The sequence below is a fragment of the Frankia sp. ACN1ag genome, assembly GCF_001414035.1.
In the GTDB taxonomy this organism is placed as follows: domain Bacteria; phylum Actinomycetota; class Actinomycetes; order Frankiales; family Frankiaceae; genus Frankia; species Frankia torreyi.
The window spans coordinates 67,607-84,417 of the sequence record NZ_LJPA01000009.1 but is presented as its reverse complement, the minus strand read 5'-3'; the positions used below and the strand labels follow the sequence as shown (position 1 = coordinate 84,417).

Below are 16,811 nucleotides of genomic sequence, written 5' to 3'. Positions count from 1 at the left end.
CCGGCTCAGGGCGTACTCGACGAGCGTTGCCGCGGAGCCGGTGGGGACGGTGTGGCCGGTGTGGCCGGCTTGGCCGGTGGGGAAGCCGCGGGAACCTCACGCGGGAGCGGGTAGTCCACCACCGCCGAACGGTTCCACGGGCGCTCCCATCCTCCCAGCCGCAGCAGGATGTCGAGGATGCCGGCGGTGAAGCCCCAGACCAGCATGCCGTGGACCCGGAACGCCGGACTGAGCAGGCCGCCCTGGGCGTAGCGCAGCATCACCCGGTTGGCCGGGTCGGCGAGTTCGGCCAGCGGCACCCGGGAGACGAACGACGTCTCGGCGAGGTCGACGGGCGCGACCGCGCACGGGGTGTGCCACCAGGCGAGCACCGGGGTGACGAGGTAGTGGCTGGCCTGCAGGTAGAGCGGCGAGGCGACGGCGAGCACCTCGACTCCCGCCGCGTCGAGGCCGACCTCCTCCGCGGCCTCCCGCAGCGCGGTGGCGACCCGGTCGGCGTCGGTGGCGTCGGCAGCCCCCCCGGGGAACGCGGGCTGGCTCGCGTGGCTGCGCAGCTCGGCCGCCCGTTCGAGCAGCAGGACGTCCGGTCCGTCCGGGCCGTCGCCGAACAGGATCAGTACGGCCGCCGGCCGGGCGTCGACGGCGCGCGCGCCCGGGCGGGTCCGGCCGGTCATCAACGCGTCCCCAAGCCGGTCGGCGAGCGTGCGCAGCCACGCCGGCGGTGTGGACGTGCCAGCGGGGGCGGTTCCGGCGGGGGCGACGTCGGCGGGACCCGGCGGACGTGGCACCGCGGGTGAGGGCGCGATCTCTCCGGGGTGGGCGATCTCTCCGGGGCGGGCGACCTCGACGGGACTGGCGACCTCGGCCGGGGTGGCGATCCTGGGGGGCGGGGCGGCACCCGGCGGCGCCGTCGCGTCGGGGGGAACGGGGCAGGGCGCGTCGGGGGAAGCAGGCGAAGGTGTGGACATCTCCTTCACCGCAAGGCTTCGATGTCGCCGCGTGTTCCCCGCACGAGCTTGGCGGCCTCGTCCGGCTCCGTGGGACCGAGCCCGAACGAGGGGCACAGTCGGGCCAGGGCGCAGGCGCCGCACGCTGGTCGGCGGGAGTGGCAGAAACGCCGGCCGTGGAAGATCATCCGATCGGAGGCGATCGTCCATTCCCGGCGCTCGATGAGCGCGGCGAGGTCGGCCTCGACCCGGACCGGATCGGTCTCGGCGGTCAGCCCGAAGCGGCGCGACAGGCGCCCGACGTGGGTGTCCACGGTGATGCCCGGGGTGTCGAACGCGTGGCCGAGGACGACGTTGGCGGTCTTGCGGCCCACGCCGGGCAGGGTGGTCAGCTCGTCGAGCCGGCGGGGGACCTCGCCGCCGAAGCGCTCGGTGAGCGCCGCGCCGATGCCGATCAGCGAGTTCGCCTTCGCGCGGAAGAACCCGGTCGGCCGCAGCAGCGTCTCGAGTGCGGCCCGGTCGGCAGCCGCGTAGTCCGCGGCCGACCGATACCTGGCGAACACCGCCGGCGTGACCTCGTTGACTTTCTTGTCGGTGCACTGGGCGGACAGCACCGTGGCGACCAGCAGCTCGAGAGCGTTGTCGAAGTGCAACGCGATGCGGGCATCAGGGTGGACTTCGCCCAGCAGACGCACGATCCGCCGGGCCCGCCGGGTCTTCGCGAGCGGCGTCTCGGTCGCGGTGTCGACGGCGGCGGGCATGTCTCGCAGCGTATCCGCCGGCCGATCCGGCCTGGTTGGCACCGGTGGGCGTGCCGTGTGGTCATGACGGGCCTCGGCAACCCGATCCGCGACACACCCACCCCCGGTGCGTCTGCCGATCGCCCGTCGGCCACCATGGGGGAGTCATGTTTGTCATTGCCGCGATCTTCTTTCCTCTGGTGCTTCTCGGACTTCTGCTGGCGATGGAACGGGTGGAACGCCCGTTGAACGCCGCCGACACGGGCAAGGGACTGGAGGGCTTCCTCGACAACGCCCAACCGGACGAGGTCGACACCTTCGTCCAACAGGGCCTGCCCGCCGCGCTCGAGCGGTACCGGCGCCGGCTGCGCCGCCCGTCGCCCGGCAAGCATCGGGCGGCCTGATGCCCCGGCGCGCCTTCGGCCGTTCTTCCGGTGCCGGGTGGATGGCCGGTACTGGCGTATACCACATGTCGCCCGCCGCGCGCCATCAACGGTCCGGGTATGGGTGCGCGGCGGGCGGCGCATCCGACGGCTTTTCCGCCCAGTCCGCCGCCTGCGGGCGTTGCCGCAGGTGGGGGGCTCGGGCGGCGGGCATTGTGGGGAAGCGACGCCGGGCGGGGAGTCCCGCGGGACCCGGGCCGAAGGCCCCGGCGGCCCCCGGCCGTCCCCTCGGACACCGAGGGCGGGTCCATCGGCCCGCCGGCGGCTGGGCCGATGGACCCGGTGCCCACCTGGCCCGTCCGGGCGAGACGGCTCCCGCGGCCCGTGGCGAGGCGCGGTGGTGGGGATTAAAACACCCGGACGTGGCATCCGGAAGTGCCTGATCAAGGGCGGATTCTCGCGAACGGCGCACGGTCGGTCGCTCCACGTTCACCTGCATGGAGCAATTTCATTGCAGGGGGTCCCTGCTCGTGCCCTCCATCGCTAGTCCTGGCATGCTCAGGACCGTGGAGGATCTGCTTGCCCGCGTACCGCTGTTCGTCGGGCTCTCCGAACAGGACCGGCTGGCCCTCTCCGACCATCTTGATCGGCAGGACGTCACCCGCGGGGACGTGCTGTTCCGAGAAGGAGATGTCGGTGATCGGGTCTTCGTGGTCCTGTCCGGAAAGGTGAAGATAGGGCGTCAGTCGGCTGACGGCCGGGAGAACCTGCTGTCCGTAATGGGTCCTGGTGACCTCTTCGGAGAGCTTTCGTTGTTCGACCCCGGTCCACGCACGGCTACCGCGACCGCGGTCACGGATGCGTCGTTGCTGTCGCTGGAGCACACCGCGCTGCGGCCCTGGCTGCGTTCCCGCCCCGAGGCGGGCGCAATGCTGCTGCGCGTGCTCGCCCGTCGGCTCCGTCGTACCAACGACAACGTCGCGGACATGGTGTTCACGGACGNTCCGGGTCGGGTGGCGAAAGCCCTGCTCGACCTGGCGGAGCGGTTCGGTGAGCCGGCGCAGCCCGGCAACGAGGCGGCCGGTGTCCGGGTCGAGCACGGGCTCACCCAGGAGGAGCTGGCCCAGTTGGTCGGCGCCTCCCGGGAGACGGTGAACAAGGCGCTTGCCGACTTCGCCACCCGTGGTTGGCTTCGCCTGGACTCCCGTGCCGTCGTGCTGCTGGACCGCGAACGGCTGTCCCGCCGAGCCCGCTAGTCCCGGCGCTCGTCACGCGCCGTCCCGGGTCCGCCCGGACGGCCCGCAGGTGCATGCGCCCAGCCGCCCGCCCGTCCGCGCAGCCAGACGCCCGTCCCATCGCCCGCGCCCAGCCCGACAGCCCTACATCCGCGCCCCGCGATACATCCGCGCCCCGCGATACGCCCGCACACCGTGCCGGCGGGCGGGTCGCCCCCGATGGACGACCCGCCCGCCGGCCCCTGACGTCACCTCACGGCGCCCCCGCAGGTCAGCCGGCGCTGCCCGCGACCGCGGCCGGTGGGGACGCGGCCCGCGCGTGGTCGGCGTCCGCGGCCGTCCCCGGCAGGGGGCGTTCCTGCGCCTGTGCCGCGGCCGGTTGCGCGCGCCGCGACCGAGCGTCCGCCGCGGCGGGGACGCCCGTGTCCGGGCCGCCGGTGGGCCCTGCGTCGCCGGCCGGCCCGTCACCGCTGCCCGCGGGGCCGCCGGCCCCGGCGGGGCCCCCGCTGGGCGGCAGGCTGGCCAGCAGCCGCCGGGTCTGCGGCGCCTCGCTGACGGCGCCGGTCGCGGTCGCCGCCGCGAGCGCCCGCAGGTAGGCGCCGCGGCCGCCCTCAAGATCGCCGTTGGCCACGAGCGCCGTGCCCAGCGCCCGGTAGCCCAGCACCTGGGCGCGCACGTCCTCGGCGTCCACGGCGACCGCCCGCCGGGCGACCTCGAGCGCCTCGGCCGGCTGGCCCGCGTCCAGCAGGATGCCGGCGAGGTGCGCGTACGCCTGGCGGCGGGGGAACATCAGCGTCGCCGGCTCGCTCGCCGACAGCGCCTCCCGAAGCAGGTCCAGTGCGGCCCTGGTCCGGCCGCGGGCGCGGGCGATCTGGGCGACGAGCACCTTCGCCCCGAGCTGGGCGTGCGGGTGGAGCTCCAGGTGCTCGAGGTCGGTGAGGGCGATCTCAGCGGCCTGCGCGGCCTTGTCGACCTCGCCGGCGTCGAGCAGGGTCAGCCCGAGCAGCACCCGCGCCAGGGCGCCGACGACCACGTGGCCGCGCTCGGCGGCCTGGTCGCAGGCCTGCTCCAGGTACCGCGCCCCGCGGGCCGGCTCGCCCGCGCCGCGGGCGGCGAGCCCCCGGGCGACCAGTACCAGCATCGATCCCCACGTGTACTCGGAGTTCTCGAACAGCTCCGTGGCCCGCTGCGCGTGGGACTCGGCGGCGGCGATGTCCCCCAGCTCCGCGGCGGCGATCGCGTCCACGGTCAGGCAGACACCCATGCCCCACTGCTCGCCGACGGAACCCGCGATCTCGATCAGTTCGCGGGTGAGCTTGCGGGCGCGGGTGAGCTGGCCGGACAGCAGGAGCACCAGTGCCTCGGTGCCCCGGCACCAGCCGAGCCCGCCGGTGTCCTCCAGCCGTTCGAACACCGCCGACGCCTCACGCAGCGTCCGTTCGGCCCGGGGGTAGTCCCCGCGGGTGGTGGCGCTCCAGGCCAGGTGCTGCAACGCCCAGCCGACGCCGCGCGGGTCGTCGACCTGGCGGGCGATCGTGAGGGCCTCGCGGTACCGGTCCTCGGCCGCGCCGATCCGGCCGGCGTTGTACTCCAGCATGCCGAGCCGGCGCAGCGCCGCGGCCGTAGCCCGCTCGTCCCCGGCCTGGCGGGCCGATTTCAGCGCGGTGAGCAGGCACTGGGCCGCCTCCTCGGTCCGGCCCTGCTTCTGGCGCAGCTCCCCGAGCACGGAGAAGGCGGCGGCGCGCCGGGCGGGGGCGCCGGCCCGCAGCGCCGGTCGCAGGGTGCGCTCGGCCTCGTCGAGGTGACGCAGCCCCACCAGGGCCTCGGCGTGCAGCACCCGGACGACGTTGTCCTCCTGCGTGTCGATCATGCCCCGGCCGAGCCGGCGGGCATGGGCGAGCAGGTCGGCCGCGGTCCGGTGGTCGTCGCGGGCGAGCGCCGCCCGGGCCAGCCGGACATGCGCGTGGAACCCGGACATCCGGGACGACCAGGCCGGGTCGCCCGGCGGCAGGCCCATCGAGGCGGCCAGGTCGTAGGCACGCAGGGCGTGGCCGGCGACGAAGGTCGACACGGAGCGGGAGCTGCCGATCATCGCCGTGACGCCCCAGCGGGCAGCCGTGGCGTGCCGGCGGGCCCGCTCGACCTTCGGCAGGCCGGCGTACGCGACGTCCCGGGCCATCGGGTGGACGAAGCGCCAGCGGGTCTCGGCGGCCCGCGGCGGGCGGACGAGCTGGCGCTCGGTCAGGACCTCCAGCGCCCGGGTGACCTCCTCGGCCGGCCGCTCGTCGACCATCGGCAGCGCCTCCGCGGGGAAGCGCCGGCCGAGCACCGCCGCGGCCCGCAGCACCGCCTTGGCGACCGGGTCCAGATCGTCGATGCGGGCGGCGAGCACGGACTGCACGCCGGCGGGCAACGGGGTCTCGGCCAACGAGCCGTCGAGCACCAGCTCGGCCTGCTCGCCGTCGCCGGTGCCGTCGCCGGGGTGCAGCAGCCGCCGGTCGATGAGGAGGTTGAGCAGCTCGACGAGGAAGAACGGGTTGCCGTGCACCCGGGCGAGCAGGTCGTCGCGGGTGTGCGGCTCCAGCGTCTTGCCCCGCAGGTGGCTCTGCAACAGCAGGCTGGACGCCTCCGTGCTCAGCGACTGNAGGTCGATGCGCCGGATCCGGGGGAGGGTGGCCAGGCGCGGTCCGGCCCGGTCGAGCAGGACGAGCAGGACCGGCCCGGACAGGCGCGAGGCGAGCCGGCCGATCGCGTCACTGAGCTGGCTCGTCGCCCACTCCAGATCGTCGATCAGCACCAGGATGGGCCCGGACCGCGCCAGCGCGCTGAGCAGCAGCGCGACGGCCTCCACCGTCGCCTCCACGGCGCGCTGCTCGGCCTCCTCGATGTGGGAGGCGCGGGCCGCCGGATCACCCGGGGTAGTGGCCGGGATGGTGGACCGCCGGTCCAGGGGCACGCCGAGCAACAGGAGTAAGCGGTCGGCGATGCCGGCGGGCAGCCGCGCCCCGGTGAGGGGATGGGACAGCCCCGCCACGGTGCGCCGGACCCGGTCGGCCACCCGGTCGAGCGAGTCGCCGTCCGTGACACCGCAGGCGTTGCGCACGACGTCGACGAGGGGCGCGAGGCCGCGGCCGTCGCCGTGACGGACCGTGCGTCCCCACAGCGCCACCGTGCCGGGTGTCCGCTCAGCCCGGTTGGCCAGCTCGCTGGCCAGCCGGGTCTTGCCGATCCCGGCCTCGCCGACGATCAGCGCGACCTCCGGCGAGCGCCGCGTGACGACCTCGGCGAAGAGCGTCTCCAGGGCGGCCAGCTCCGCGTCGCGGCCGAGGAACGGCGCGTCGTCGGCGAGACCCGGCCGGGCGACGTTGGAGGGGCGCAGGCTGATCAGCTCGTACGCCGGCACCGGTTCCCGCTTGCCCTTGAGGACGAGGTCGGGCAGCTCACGCCAGCTCGCCACCGACCGGGTCGCCAGCACCGTCTCGCGGCCCGCGTAGACGGTGCCGATCGTGGCCGCGGCCGACAGCCGGGCCGCGGTGTTCACCGTGTCGCCGATCACCGTGTACGAGATGGCCGCCTGCACCCCGGCGAGGACCTCGCCGGTGTTGATCCCGACGCGCAGGCCGAGGCGGCCCTCCGCGCTGTCACCGGCGGTGTCCTGCACCAGCCGGCGGACGGTCTCCTGCATCGCGGCGGCGGCCCGCACCGCGCGCTCCGGGTCGTCCTCGTGGGCGGTGGGCGCGCCGAAGACGGCCATGATGCCGTCGCCGGTGAGGTTGTCGACGCGCCCGCCGACCTCGTCGATCTCGTGGGCGAGCGCGGCGAGCACCCGGTCGGTCATCTCGCCGACGCGCTCCGGGTCGCGGTTGTCGGCCCAGCCGGTGAAGTCGGACAGGTCGCCGAACAGTACGGTGACGACGCGCCGTTCCGGGACCTCGGACGCCGGGGCTTCGGCCTGGGTGAACTCCAGGCCGCAGTGATAACAGAACCGTCCGCCGGGGACGGCCGCCGAGCCGCACCGGGGGCAGCGCAGCGGCCCCGTGTGCGGTGCGGAGATCACCATGGTCGCCGCCGCCCGGGGCGTGGGGATCGCGCGGGCACCCTCATCTGCGGGCCTCCCGGGGTAGGGGCAGCACCGGCGCCGCGTCTCGCCCGACCGGGTGGCCGTAGGCCGCCCCGGACCGGCCGCTCGGCCTCCGGCTGGTCGAAGTCGTCATCTTGCGCACGATCGGTTCCCTCCGCGCCAGAGTTTAGTGGTCTGGGTCTCCTTCCCGGCATCCCCTCCGGTCGGGTGACCGATCGCGGCCGCGTTGGTGCCTCCCGGTGGTACCGGGGTCGTCCAGCCCCGCGTCGCCGGGCGCGGCGAGGCTCGATCGGGTGCCGTCCCGCCGCAGCCGGACTCCCTGATCTGCCTGGTCAGCGGCCCGCGGTGGGGCTGGGAGGGCCCGGGCCGGGGCCGCTGGCCCGCGAGTGCCGAACGGGTGGCCCCGCTCACGGCCGCCGTGAGGATATGTCACGGGTCGCGAGCACGGGGACCAACCCGAAGTGCCTGGCTCGTTCAGGGGATGTCGGGATGCTGCCGCAAGTAGTCCAGTTGGGCCCTGACGGAAAGTTCGGCCGCGAACCACAGCGCCCGGTCGGTGTCCGCGTACACCCGGCGGACCACGTCGGCGGGGTCGGCCTCGGCGGCGTCGACCCCGGCGTCGGCCAGCGCGCGGCGGACCTGGTCCAGGCGGCCCCGGCGGTGGGCCAGGTACTGCTCCGCGGCGCGGCCGGCGGCGGGCAGCTCGGGGCCGTGCCCCGGCAGCACCGTGGTCTCCCCCAGCTCCCGCAGCAGCCGCAGGCTGTCGAGGTAGTCGCCGAGCCGCCCATCGGGGTGGGCCACGACGGTGGTGCCGCGACCGAGGATCGTGTCCCCGGTCAGCACCCCCGGCCCGGACGGCAGGCCGGCGCTGCCGGCGGCGTCCGCGGGCGGGCCCGACGCCGGCCGCTCGTCGCCGCTGAGCAGGAACGACAGCGAGTCCGAGGTGTGGCCCGGGGTGGGCAGCACGCGCAGCTCGATCCCCGCGGTCGCGATCACGTCGCCGGCGGTGAGCCCCTCCGAGCCGAGGCGGTGCGCCGGGTCCAGCGCGCGGACCGGGGCGCCGGTCAGCCGGTGCAGCGCGGCGGCGCCGGCGCTGTGGTCGGCGTGCCCGTGGGTGAGCAGGATCAGCTCGACACGGCCGGCGGTCGCCACCGCGGCCAGGTGCCCCGCGTCGTCGGGCCCGGGATCCACCACCACGCACCCCTGCTCGCCGGCGGCGCGCAGCAGCCAGGTGTTGGTGCCGTCCAGCGTCATCGGACCCGGATTCGGGGCGAGCAGCACCGCGGCCAGCGGGGTGACCTGTCGAGGAGTCGTCATGACTGAAGCCTTATCGCTGGTCCGGTCCGCTGTCGCCCGGTCCGCTGTCGCCCGGTCCGCCGCCGCCCGGCGGGTCGTACGCCTCGTCGTGCGGCAACAGCAGGTGTGCCTCCCCGCCGCTGACGAGGATCTTCGGCATGATCGGCGACAGGTCGCGGGCGTGGGCGGCGGCAAGGACCGACGCGACGTCGTCGTGCTCGGACAGCTCGGCCAGCGTGAACGCGGTGGGCGGCAGCATGCCCAGCGCGCCGGCGGCGTGCCGCTCGAGCGCGTCGACGGGCCGCATCCACTCCATCCGGTCGGCCTCCCGGGAGGGCTGCTCGGGGGACTGTCCGCCGGGCAGGGCCGCGACGAAGAACCGGGTGTCGTAGCGCCGAGGCTCGATCTCCGGGGTGACCCACCGGGCCCAGGGCGCGAGCAGGTCGGCCCGCAGCGCCAGGTCGTGGCGGCGCAGCAGCTCGCTCAGCCCGAGCTCGTGGTGCTCCAGGGCCCGGCGGGCCTCGGCACGGGCCGTCTCGTCGAGGCTCGGCGCAGCGGCCGTCCCGTCGGCTGGATCCCGGGGAACGGCACCGGCCAGCAGCACGCCGCACTCCTCGAAGGTCTCGCGCACCGCGGCGCAGACCAGCGCCCGGGCGAGCGCGGGGTCCGCGTCGAGTGCGTGCATCACCTCGGTGACCGGCGGCCCGGCCCAGGGCACATCCGGCCCCATGTCGGTCGGGTCCACCCGGCCGCCGGGAAAGGCGTACATCCCGCCGGCGAACGCCATCCCTGTCACCCGCCGCAGCAAGTACGCCTCGATGCCTCGACCGCCCGGAGCGTCGCGCAGCAGGACGACCGTGGCGGCATCGCGCACGGGCGCCGACGAGCCCACCGGCGGCCGCGGTGCCCCCGCCGCGGCGCCGGGACCGGCGGGATCGCGGACGACGACCAGCGACCGTTGCAGCCGGGCGAGCAGGGCAGCCTTGTGATCGACCATGAGGCCGATGCTAGTGAGGACCACCGGTGGCCGCCGCCGATCGAGGTCGGACCTCGCCGCCTGGCCCCGGCGGGTCCGCTCAGTCCCGGGCGAGGGCCGCCACCCGGGCCACCACCTCGACCTCCACCGGCGCGCCCAGCGGCAACGCGGCGACCCCGACCGCCGAACGAGCGTGCCGGCCGGCGTCGCCGAAGACGTCGACGAACAGTTCGCTCGCCCCGTTGAGGACCACCGGCTGGGCGGTGAACCCGGCGGCGCTCGCGACGAACCCGACCAGCTTCACGATCCGGACGATCCCGTCCAGGCCGCCGGCCTGCGCGGCGACGGCCGCCAGCGCGTTGAGCGCCGCGATCCGCGCCAGCTCCGCCGCCCGCTCGGCGTCGACGGCCTCCCCGACCAGGCCGGTGGCGACCAGCCGCCCGTCGACCAGCGGCAACTGCCCGGCTGTCCAGACCAGATCGCCGTCGCGGATCGAGGGAAGGTAGGCGCCCGCCGGGCTGGCCACCGGCGGCAGCGTCAGTCCCAGCTCGGCCAGGCGGGCGCTCGGGCTGGTCAAGTCAGGCCTGGCCCTTGGGCCGCTTGAAGTAGGCGACGAGGCCCTCGGGGTTCGTGGGAGCGGGGATGACCTGGACCAGCTCCCACCCGTCCTCGCCGAAGGTGTCGAGGATCTGCTTGGTGTTGTGGATCAGCAACGGGGCCGTGAAGTACTCCCACTTCGTCTGCATGACACCGGACCTTAGAGCATCCGGTCTCCCCGCCCCGGACACCGCGGGGGACGACGGCCTCGTTCGGTCCGCGGGCGCCCGCCGCGGGGGAGCTCACGGCTTCCGACATGGCGGGGGCCGGGCGCGCGGGTACGGTCGAGCGTGTGAGTGGCAAGCGCACGGTGACCGAGGACTCCGACGACGAGGCGAGCGGTCCGTGGGATCGCCGGCTGCACATCGTCACCGGCAAGGGCGGAACCGGCAAGACGACGATGGCCGGCGCACTGGCGGTGGCGCTGGCGACCGGCGGCCGGCGGATCCTGCTCACCGAGGTCGAGGGGCGCCAGCAGATTGCACAGTTGTTCGATACCCCGCCGCTGCCCTACCAGGAGCGCAAGGTGGCCAGCGCGCCCGGCGGCGGCGAGGTGTTCGCGCTCGCGATCGACGCCGACGAGGCCCTGCTGGAATACCTGGAGATGTTCTACAACCTGCGTCGGGCCGGAAAGGCGCTGAGCAAGATCGGCGCGGTGGACTTCGCGACGACGGTCGCGCCCGGGGTGCGCGACGTGCTGCTGACCGGCAAGGTCAAGGAGGCCGTCAACCGCCCCGACGCCACCCGTCCGGGGGGGCTCGCCTATGACGCGGTCGTGCTGGACGCGCCGCCCACCGGGCGGATCTCCCGCTTTCTCAACGTGACCGCCGAGGTGGCGGGGCTGGCCAAGATGGGTCCGATCCGCGCCCAGGCCGACAGCGTGATGGCGGTGCTGCGGCCCGAACGTGCCGCCGTGCACCTGGTGACGCTGCTGGAGGAGATGCCCGTCCAGGAGACCGTGGACGGCGTCGCCGAGCTCACCCGGGTCGGGCTGCCGCTGGGCGGGGTGATCGTCAACATGGCCCGCTCGCCCCTGTTGAAGGTCGGCCAGTCGCGGCTGGCCCGCCGCGGCGAGCTCGACCGGGAGGAGCTCGCCGCCGGGATCAAGGAGGCGGGTCTGGAACCGACCCGCGATCTGGTGGACGCGCTGGCCTGGGAGGCGGCCCAGCACGCCGACCGGGTGGCGCTGGAGACGGCCGAACGGGCCGAGATCGCCGCGCTCGGCCGCCCGGTGTACGAGGTACCGCTGGTCGCGGACGGGGTCGACGTCGGCACGATCTACCGGTTTGCGGAGATGCTGCGCGCGCAGCAGATGGTGGGGTGAGCGCCGTGGGTTCGACGTCCGGCGACGACCGGCCGCAGGTGGCGAAGAGTTCCCGATCGGCCAAGGCCACGGCGGGACCGGCGAAGGCGGCCGGCGCTGCGAGGACGGCCGGCGCTGCGAAGGCGGCCGGCGCCGCGAAGGCGGGCAACGGAGCGAACGAGACCAGGAGCGAGGGCCCGCGTCGCCGCTCCGGCGGGTCGACGGGGCGGGCGGCGGGCCGGTCCGCCGGGACCGCGACCCGCCGGGTCCGGCCGCACCCGGCGGGGGCGCCGCTGCTCGACGTCGACGCGATGCTCGACACCGAGCGCATCATCGTCTGCTGCGGCTCGGGCGGTGTCGGCAAGACCACCACGGCCGCGGCGCTGGCGCTGCGCGCCGCCGAGCGTGGGCGCGACGTGGTGGTCCTGACCATCGACCCGGCCCGCCGGCTCGCCCAGTCGCTGGGCCTGACCGCGCTCGACAACACCCCGCGGGAGGTGGCCGGGGTCGACGGCGCCGCCGGCGGTCGCCTCGACGCGATGATGCTCGACATGAAGCGGACGTTCGACGAGATCGTCCTGGCGCACAGTACGCCCGAGCGCGCCGAGGCGCTGCTGGCGAACCCGTTCTACCAGTCGCTGTCGTCCTCCTTCTCCGGGACGCAGGAGTACATGGCGATGGAGAAGCTCGGCCAGCTCGACGCGAGCGGCGAGTGGGATCTCATCGTCGTCGACACGCCGCCCACCCGGTCGGCCCTGGACTTCCTCGACGCGCCGACGCGGCTGGGCACCTTCCTCGACGGGCGGCTGCTGCGGCTGCTGCTCGCGCCGGCCAAGGCCGGCGGGCGGGCCTACGCGAAGGTGCTCGGCGCCGGTCTCGGCATGTTCACCAAGGTGATCACCAAGGTGCTCGGCGCCCAGCTCCTCATGGACGTCAGCCAGTTCGTCGCCGCGCTGGAGACGATGTTCGGGGGCTTCCGGGCCCGGGCGGAGGAGACCTACCGCCTGCTCGGCGATCCTGGCACCTCGTTCGTCGTCGTCGCCGCGCCCGAGGCGGCGGCGCTGCGCGAGGCGTCGTACTTCGTCGATCGGCTCGACGCGGAGGGGATGCCGCTGGCCGGGCTGGTGGTCAACCGGATGCACCACAGCGACGCGACGGCGCTCACCGTCGAGCGCAGCCTGGCGGCCGCCGAGAACCTCGATGAGCACGGGGAGCATCCACTCGCGGCGGCGGTGCTGCGCATCCACGCCGAGCGGGCGCGGCTGGCCAGCCGGGAGGCGCGGCTACGGGAGCGGTTCACCAGCGCCCATCCCGACACCCCGCTGGTGGAGGTGGAGGCGCTGTCCGAGGATGTGCACGACCTGGCGGGTCTGCGTGAGATCGGCGACGCGCTGGCTCGGGTCGAGCGGCTGGAACGGGCCGGCTGATACCGCGTCGGCTGATACCGCGTCGGCTGACGCAGGGCCGGCGGAAAGGACTGCGTTCCGAACCGGGACGACGCTGTCCTCGGGCGGAATCGGGTGCGGGTCACGGGTTGGTGGGCCCGTGCCGGTCATGCGGTGGTCGGGCGGGTGTGCTGCCGCGCGGTGTCGGGCCGGACGGTGGACCGGGCCGGCTCGGTGGGCGCAGCGTCCCCGTCCGGGCTATCCGGCGGACGCTGATCGATGATCAGCCTGGGCGTCGGCGAGCAGCTTGCGCCAGGACGTGACGTCCGGGCGGCGTCGCAGCAGCGCGCGGCGCTCCCGCTCGGTCATGCCGCCCCAGACGCCGAACTCGACGTGGTTGTCGAGGGCGTCGGCGAGGCACTCGGTGCGGACGGCGCAGCCGAAGCACCGGGTCTTCACCCGGTTCTGGGCGGCGCCCTGGACGAACAGCTCATCCGGGTCGAGGTCGCGACAGGCGGCGTGTGCCGTCCAGTCGCCGTCGACGGTGGAACCCACGAGGTGGGTCGGGTTGGCGCGCAGGGTCGTGCTGACGGCGGGGGCCAGGCTTCTGGTCATGCCACCTGCCTTTCTTCTCGAGTCCGGGTCAGGGGGCCCGTGCGGGTGGTGACGTGGCGTTGACCCGAAACCGTACGGAGTGGCGTGGCCACGGCACAGACCCCACACGGGTGGTTGTCCAAATGACTAGTCCGGGCCATTGATCCGGATCGCCTCAGTAGTGCGGTCTGTGACAACCGTATGTCGGATGGGTGACATTCCAGTATCGCTGCGGGAGTCGAGTAGTTCTTCCATGGTCCCGTTGTCCGGCTGACATGGGAACCGACCTCCAGGGCCCCCTCCGATCCGGTAGCCCGTTGGTGGGCATGGCGGGACCGCCTCGGGCGTGGTGATGTGGAGGTCGTCACGCTCGTCCAGGGCTCGCCGTCGGCGGCCGGCCACGCCACCCGCCGTCGGAATTGCGGTGTCCCAGGTCACGGCGTTTTCGACTCGCTTGGGTGGCCCCTCGAGCGTCGTTGTACCGGCCTGCCCCGTCAGGGCGGAGAGGGTTGATCAGATGTTGGCCCGTATGCTCCGACTGGTGTCCCAGCCTGGCTGGACGGAGGTCCGCCGATGACCACGCCCCCTGGGTACCCGGTGCCCTCTGGGCAGCCACCCCCCGGGCGCCGGCCGACGCAGGCCGGCCCGGTATCCACCGCTGCTGTGCGGGACCGCGAGGTCGGCGACCTCTACCGGCCGGGCTTCGCCACGGGCGGCCAGAGCGGTTCCGGTGGGCGGGGCGGTTTCGGCGGCCAGAGCGGATCCGGTGGGCCGGGCGGCACCGGAGGCCGCCGGGCGGGGCGTACGGTGCGCCGGCTGGCCGTCGCGGGCGTGCTCAGCGTGGTGGCCGGAGTGCTGGTCGGCATGCTCGCGCTGCCGGTGGTCGGCGCGGTGGGGTTGACCGTCAAGAACAGCGCCGACGACTTCATGAACCTGCCGGCGAACCTCACGGTTCCCCCGCTGGCGCAGGCGTCGCGGATCCTCGACGCGCGCGGCAACCAGATCGCCGTCCTGTCCGGCGAGCAGAACCGTGAGGTCGTGCCGCTGAGCCGGGTTCCCCAGGTGATGCGCCAGGCCGTCGTCGACATCGAGGACTCGCGTTTCTACGAACACGACGGGCTGGACTACAAGGGTCTCGCCCGCGCCTATCTGACCAACCGGGAGAACGGCGAGGTGACTCAGGGCGGGTCCACGCTGACCCAGCAGTACGTCAAGAACGTTCTGCTGATGTCGGCCACCACGCCGGAGGAAAAGAAGGCCGCCACCGAGCAGACGGTGCGGCGAAAGCTGCGGGAGGCGCGGTACGCGCTCTACCTCGAGGCGCACCTGAGTAAGGACGAGATCCTCGAGCGCTACCTGAACATCGCCTACTTCGGCGACGGCGCCTACGGCATCGAGGTCGCGGCGAAGCACTACTTCAACGTCGACGTGGACCGACTCACTCTGCCGCAGGCGGCGACCCTCGCCGGCCTGGTGAAGAACCCGACCTCCTTCAATCCGGTGCTGCATCCCCAGGCGGCCCGGGAACGGCGCAACGTGGTGCTCGACCGGATGCTGGAGCTGCATCACCTCAGCCAGGCCGACTTCCGTCAGGCGCACGACAGCAAGCTGGTGCTCGACCGTCCCGCGCGGTCGGCCGACCCATGTGCCGACTCGGGCGCGCCGTTCTTCTGCGCCCTGGTCCGCCAGCAGCTCCTCAACGACAGAACCTTCGCCCCCACCGAGGAGGACGCCCGCAGGTTGCTGTTCGAGGGCGGCCTGACCATCAGAACGACGCTGGACCCGGTCGCGCAGCAGTCCGCGCAGTCGGCCGCGGCGGAGGTCATCCCGATCGGCAACCGGGTGGCGGCGAGCGTCGCGATGATGCAGCCGGGCACGGGCCAGGTGCTCGCTGTCGCGATCAACCGGGAGTACGGGGCGACGGACGACGGCAAGCCGGCGAGCCTGTCGACGGATTTCGTGCACACAAAGGAGGTCTATCCGGTCGACGAGGACTCCTTCTCGCCGGGATCGACCTTCAAGGTGTTCACCCTGATCTCCGCCCTGGAGTCCGGCCTGCCGCTGTCCACGACGCTGCACGCCCCCGTCTGCTATCACTCCGACGTCTTCCCGAACCCGGATCCGCAGGGTAAGAACTGCTACGGCAACGCCGATCCGAGCGAGGACGGTTTCTATTCCCTGACGACCGCGACCTGGGGGTCGGTCAACACCTACTACATCCAGCTCGCCGAGAAGCTGGGCGTGTTGAAGACGGCCGAGGTCGCCCGCCGGATGGGCGTCTCCTCGTGCCGGATCCGCCCGGCCAAGAACGACGATCCGGAATGCAAGGGGATCGACGGGATCAGCCGCGTCGACGGCTCGTCGATCCTCGGCTCCAACGAAATCAGCACGATGGACCTGGCCACCGCCTATTCGACGCTGGCGGCGCGGGGGCGTCGATGCGACCCGCGCACCGTCCTCGCGATCACGCAGCGGGTCGGCGGCGCCGACCGGCCGCTGCCGTTCAACGCGGGCGCGCCCTGCCAGCAGGTGCTCGACCCGAAGATCGCGGACACGGTCAGTGCCGTGCTGCAGGGCGTCATCAACCACGGGACGGCCAGCGGCAACGGGCAGATCGGCCGGCCGGCCGCGGGCAAGACGGGTACCGCCGAGGGCTTCAGCACCGCCTCGTTCGCGGGGTACATCCCGCAGCTCGCCGCGGCGGTCACCCTCGCCGACCCGCGCGGGCCGACCTCGCATCCGCTGACCAACGTGCTCGGCCGCAACGTCTTCGGCGGCGGATACCCGGCGCAGGTGTGGTCCCGGACCATGATCCGTACGATCAACGGCCTGAGCCTGCCGGTCGAGCCGCTGCCGGCGCCGGACGACACCCAGCCGCAGGTGCCGGCGAAGATTCTACCCAACGTGGTCGGCCAGCCGCAGCAGGTGGCCGAGCAGATGCTCGTCCAGCTCGGGTTCCACGTCACGTCGCAGCCGGTCCCCGCGCCGGTCGCCCCCGGGATCGTGGTGTACATGTCGCCGTCGCCCGGCGGCCCGGTCTCCATCAACACGGAGATCAAGCTGTCGATCTCCGGCGGGTTGACCGGTACGCCGGTGCTGCCAGGAGGCTCGCCGCCGGCGGGGCTGGGGCAGCCCGTCCCGCCGGGCGGGGGGCCCGGCCTGCCCGGCGTCTTCGGGGCGAATCCGCGCGAGCAACTGAGCTCACCGGCCAGCCCCGGGACCAACCCGGCGGACTGGGCCCGCCGGCCGCGCCGCAACCGCAGGTAGCGCCGAC

The 16,811-nt window shown here is 74.0% G+C and carries 13 protein-coding genes and 2 pseudogenes; 6 read left to right on the top strand and 9 right to left on the bottom strand.

What is annotated here, in order from left to right:
- Nucleotides 1–5: 5 nt before the first annotated feature.
- Together UK82_RS36945 and nth are read right to left on the bottom strand one after the other, a co-directional pair.
- On the bottom strand, nt 6–968 hold the full coding sequence (locus UK82_RS36945) for a CoA pyrophosphatase (RefSeq protein ID WP_236705742.1): 963 nt from the start codon (nt 966–968) through the stop codon (nt 6–8).
- 5 nt (nt 969–973) lie between these two features.
- Complete coding sequence (nth, locus tag UK82_RS10040) at nt 974–1,708, bottom strand: endonuclease III (protein ID WP_044883905.1); 735 nt, start codon at nt 1,706–1,708, stop codon at nt 974–976.
- A gap of 146 nt (nt 1,709–1,854) precedes the next feature.
- On the opposite strand from nth, the gene UK82_RS10035 reads away from it, so the two are divergent.
- The 3 genes and pseudogenes from UK82_RS10035 to UK82_RS36935 form a co-directional block, all read left to right on the top strand.
- Nucleotides 1,855–2,091: a hypothetical protein gene (locus UK82_RS10035; protein ID WP_009741745.1), complete on the top strand. Its 237-nt coding sequence runs from the start codon at nt 1,855–1,857 to the stop codon at nt 2,089–2,091.
- Nucleotides 2,092–2,636: 545 nt separating this feature from the next.
- Nucleotides 2,637–3,072: pseudogene (locus UK82_RS36940) on the top strand (cyclic nucleotide-binding domain-containing protein); the annotation flags it as partial.
- 1 nt (nt 3,073) lies between these two features.
- Nucleotides 3,074–3,326: Crp/Fnr family transcriptional regulator (locus UK82_RS36935; RefSeq protein ID WP_236705741.1), on the top strand; the 253-nt coding region annotated here is incomplete at its 5' end.
- A 250-nt stretch (nt 3,327–3,576) separates the two neighbouring features.
- Here the strand turns inward: UK82_RS36935 and UK82_RS36930 are convergent.
- From UK82_RS36930 to UK82_RS32640, 6 genes and pseudogenes are all read right to left on the bottom strand, one after another.
- Nucleotides 3,577–5,949 (bottom strand): annotated as a pseudogene (locus UK82_RS36930) (tetratricopeptide repeat protein); the annotation flags it as partial.
- Nucleotide 5,950: 1 nt separating this feature from the next.
- Nucleotides 5,951–7,365: AAA family ATPase (locus tag UK82_RS36925; protein WP_236705740.1), on the bottom strand; the 1,415-nt coding region annotated here is incomplete at its 3' end.
- Nucleotides 7,366–7,860: 495 nt separating this feature from the next.
- Nucleotides 7,861–8,703 carry an MBL fold metallo-hydrolase gene (locus tag UK82_RS10020; RefSeq protein ID WP_044883903.1) on the bottom strand — a complete coding sequence of 281 codons (843 nt, stop codon included), beginning with the start codon at nt 8,701–8,703 and terminating at the stop codon, nt 7,861–7,863.
- A gap of 10 nt (nt 8,704–8,713) precedes the next feature.
- On the bottom strand, nt 8,714–9,679 hold the full coding sequence (locus UK82_RS10015) for an NUDIX hydrolase (protein WP_044884001.1): 966 nt from the start codon (nt 9,677–9,679) through the stop codon (nt 8,714–8,716).
- Between the two features lie 79 nt (nt 9,680–9,758).
- Nucleotides 9,759–10,235 carry a RidA family protein gene (locus tag UK82_RS10010; protein WP_044883902.1) on the bottom strand — a complete coding sequence of 159 codons (477 nt, stop codon included), beginning with the start codon at nt 10,233–10,235 and terminating at the stop codon, nt 9,759–9,761.
- 1 nt (nt 10,236) lies between these two features.
- The gene (locus tag UK82_RS32640; RefSeq protein WP_095212072.1) at nt 10,237–10,404 is read right to left on the bottom strand and encodes a DUF4177 domain-containing protein; all 168 of its coding nucleotides are present in this window, start codon (nt 10,402–10,404) and stop codon (nt 10,237–10,239) included.
- A gap of 107 nt (nt 10,405–10,511) precedes the next feature.
- Between UK82_RS32640 and UK82_RS10005 the strand changes: the two genes are divergently transcribed.
- Entirely contained in the window at nt 10,512–11,579 is a 1,068-nt protein-coding gene (locus UK82_RS10005) for an ArsA-related P-loop ATPase (protein WP_044883901.1), read from the top strand.
- Nucleotides 11,576–12,985: an ArsA-related P-loop ATPase gene (locus UK82_RS10000; RefSeq protein WP_083507121.1), complete on the top strand. Its 1,410-nt coding sequence runs from the start codon at nt 11,576–11,578 to the stop codon at nt 12,983–12,985. Before UK82_RS10005 ends, UK82_RS10000 begins: the two co-directional genes overlap by 4 nt.
- A 216-nt stretch (nt 12,986–13,201) precedes the next feature.
- Here UK82_RS10000 and UK82_RS09995 read toward each other — a convergent pair whose 3' ends face one another.
- Nucleotides 13,202–13,558, bottom strand: a complete 357-nt coding sequence (locus UK82_RS09995; RefSeq protein WP_011607588.1) for a WhiB family transcriptional regulator — start codon at nt 13,556–13,558, stop codon at nt 13,202–13,204.
- 552 nt (nt 13,559–14,110) lie between these two features.
- On the opposite strand from UK82_RS09995, the gene UK82_RS09990 reads away from it, so the two are divergent.
- A complete protein-coding gene (locus UK82_RS09990; RefSeq protein WP_055406957.1) occupies nt 14,111–16,804 on the top strand; it encodes a transglycosylase domain-containing protein in 2,694 nt (897 codons plus the stop codon).
- The last annotated feature ends 7 nt before the right edge of the window (nt 16,805–16,811 follow it).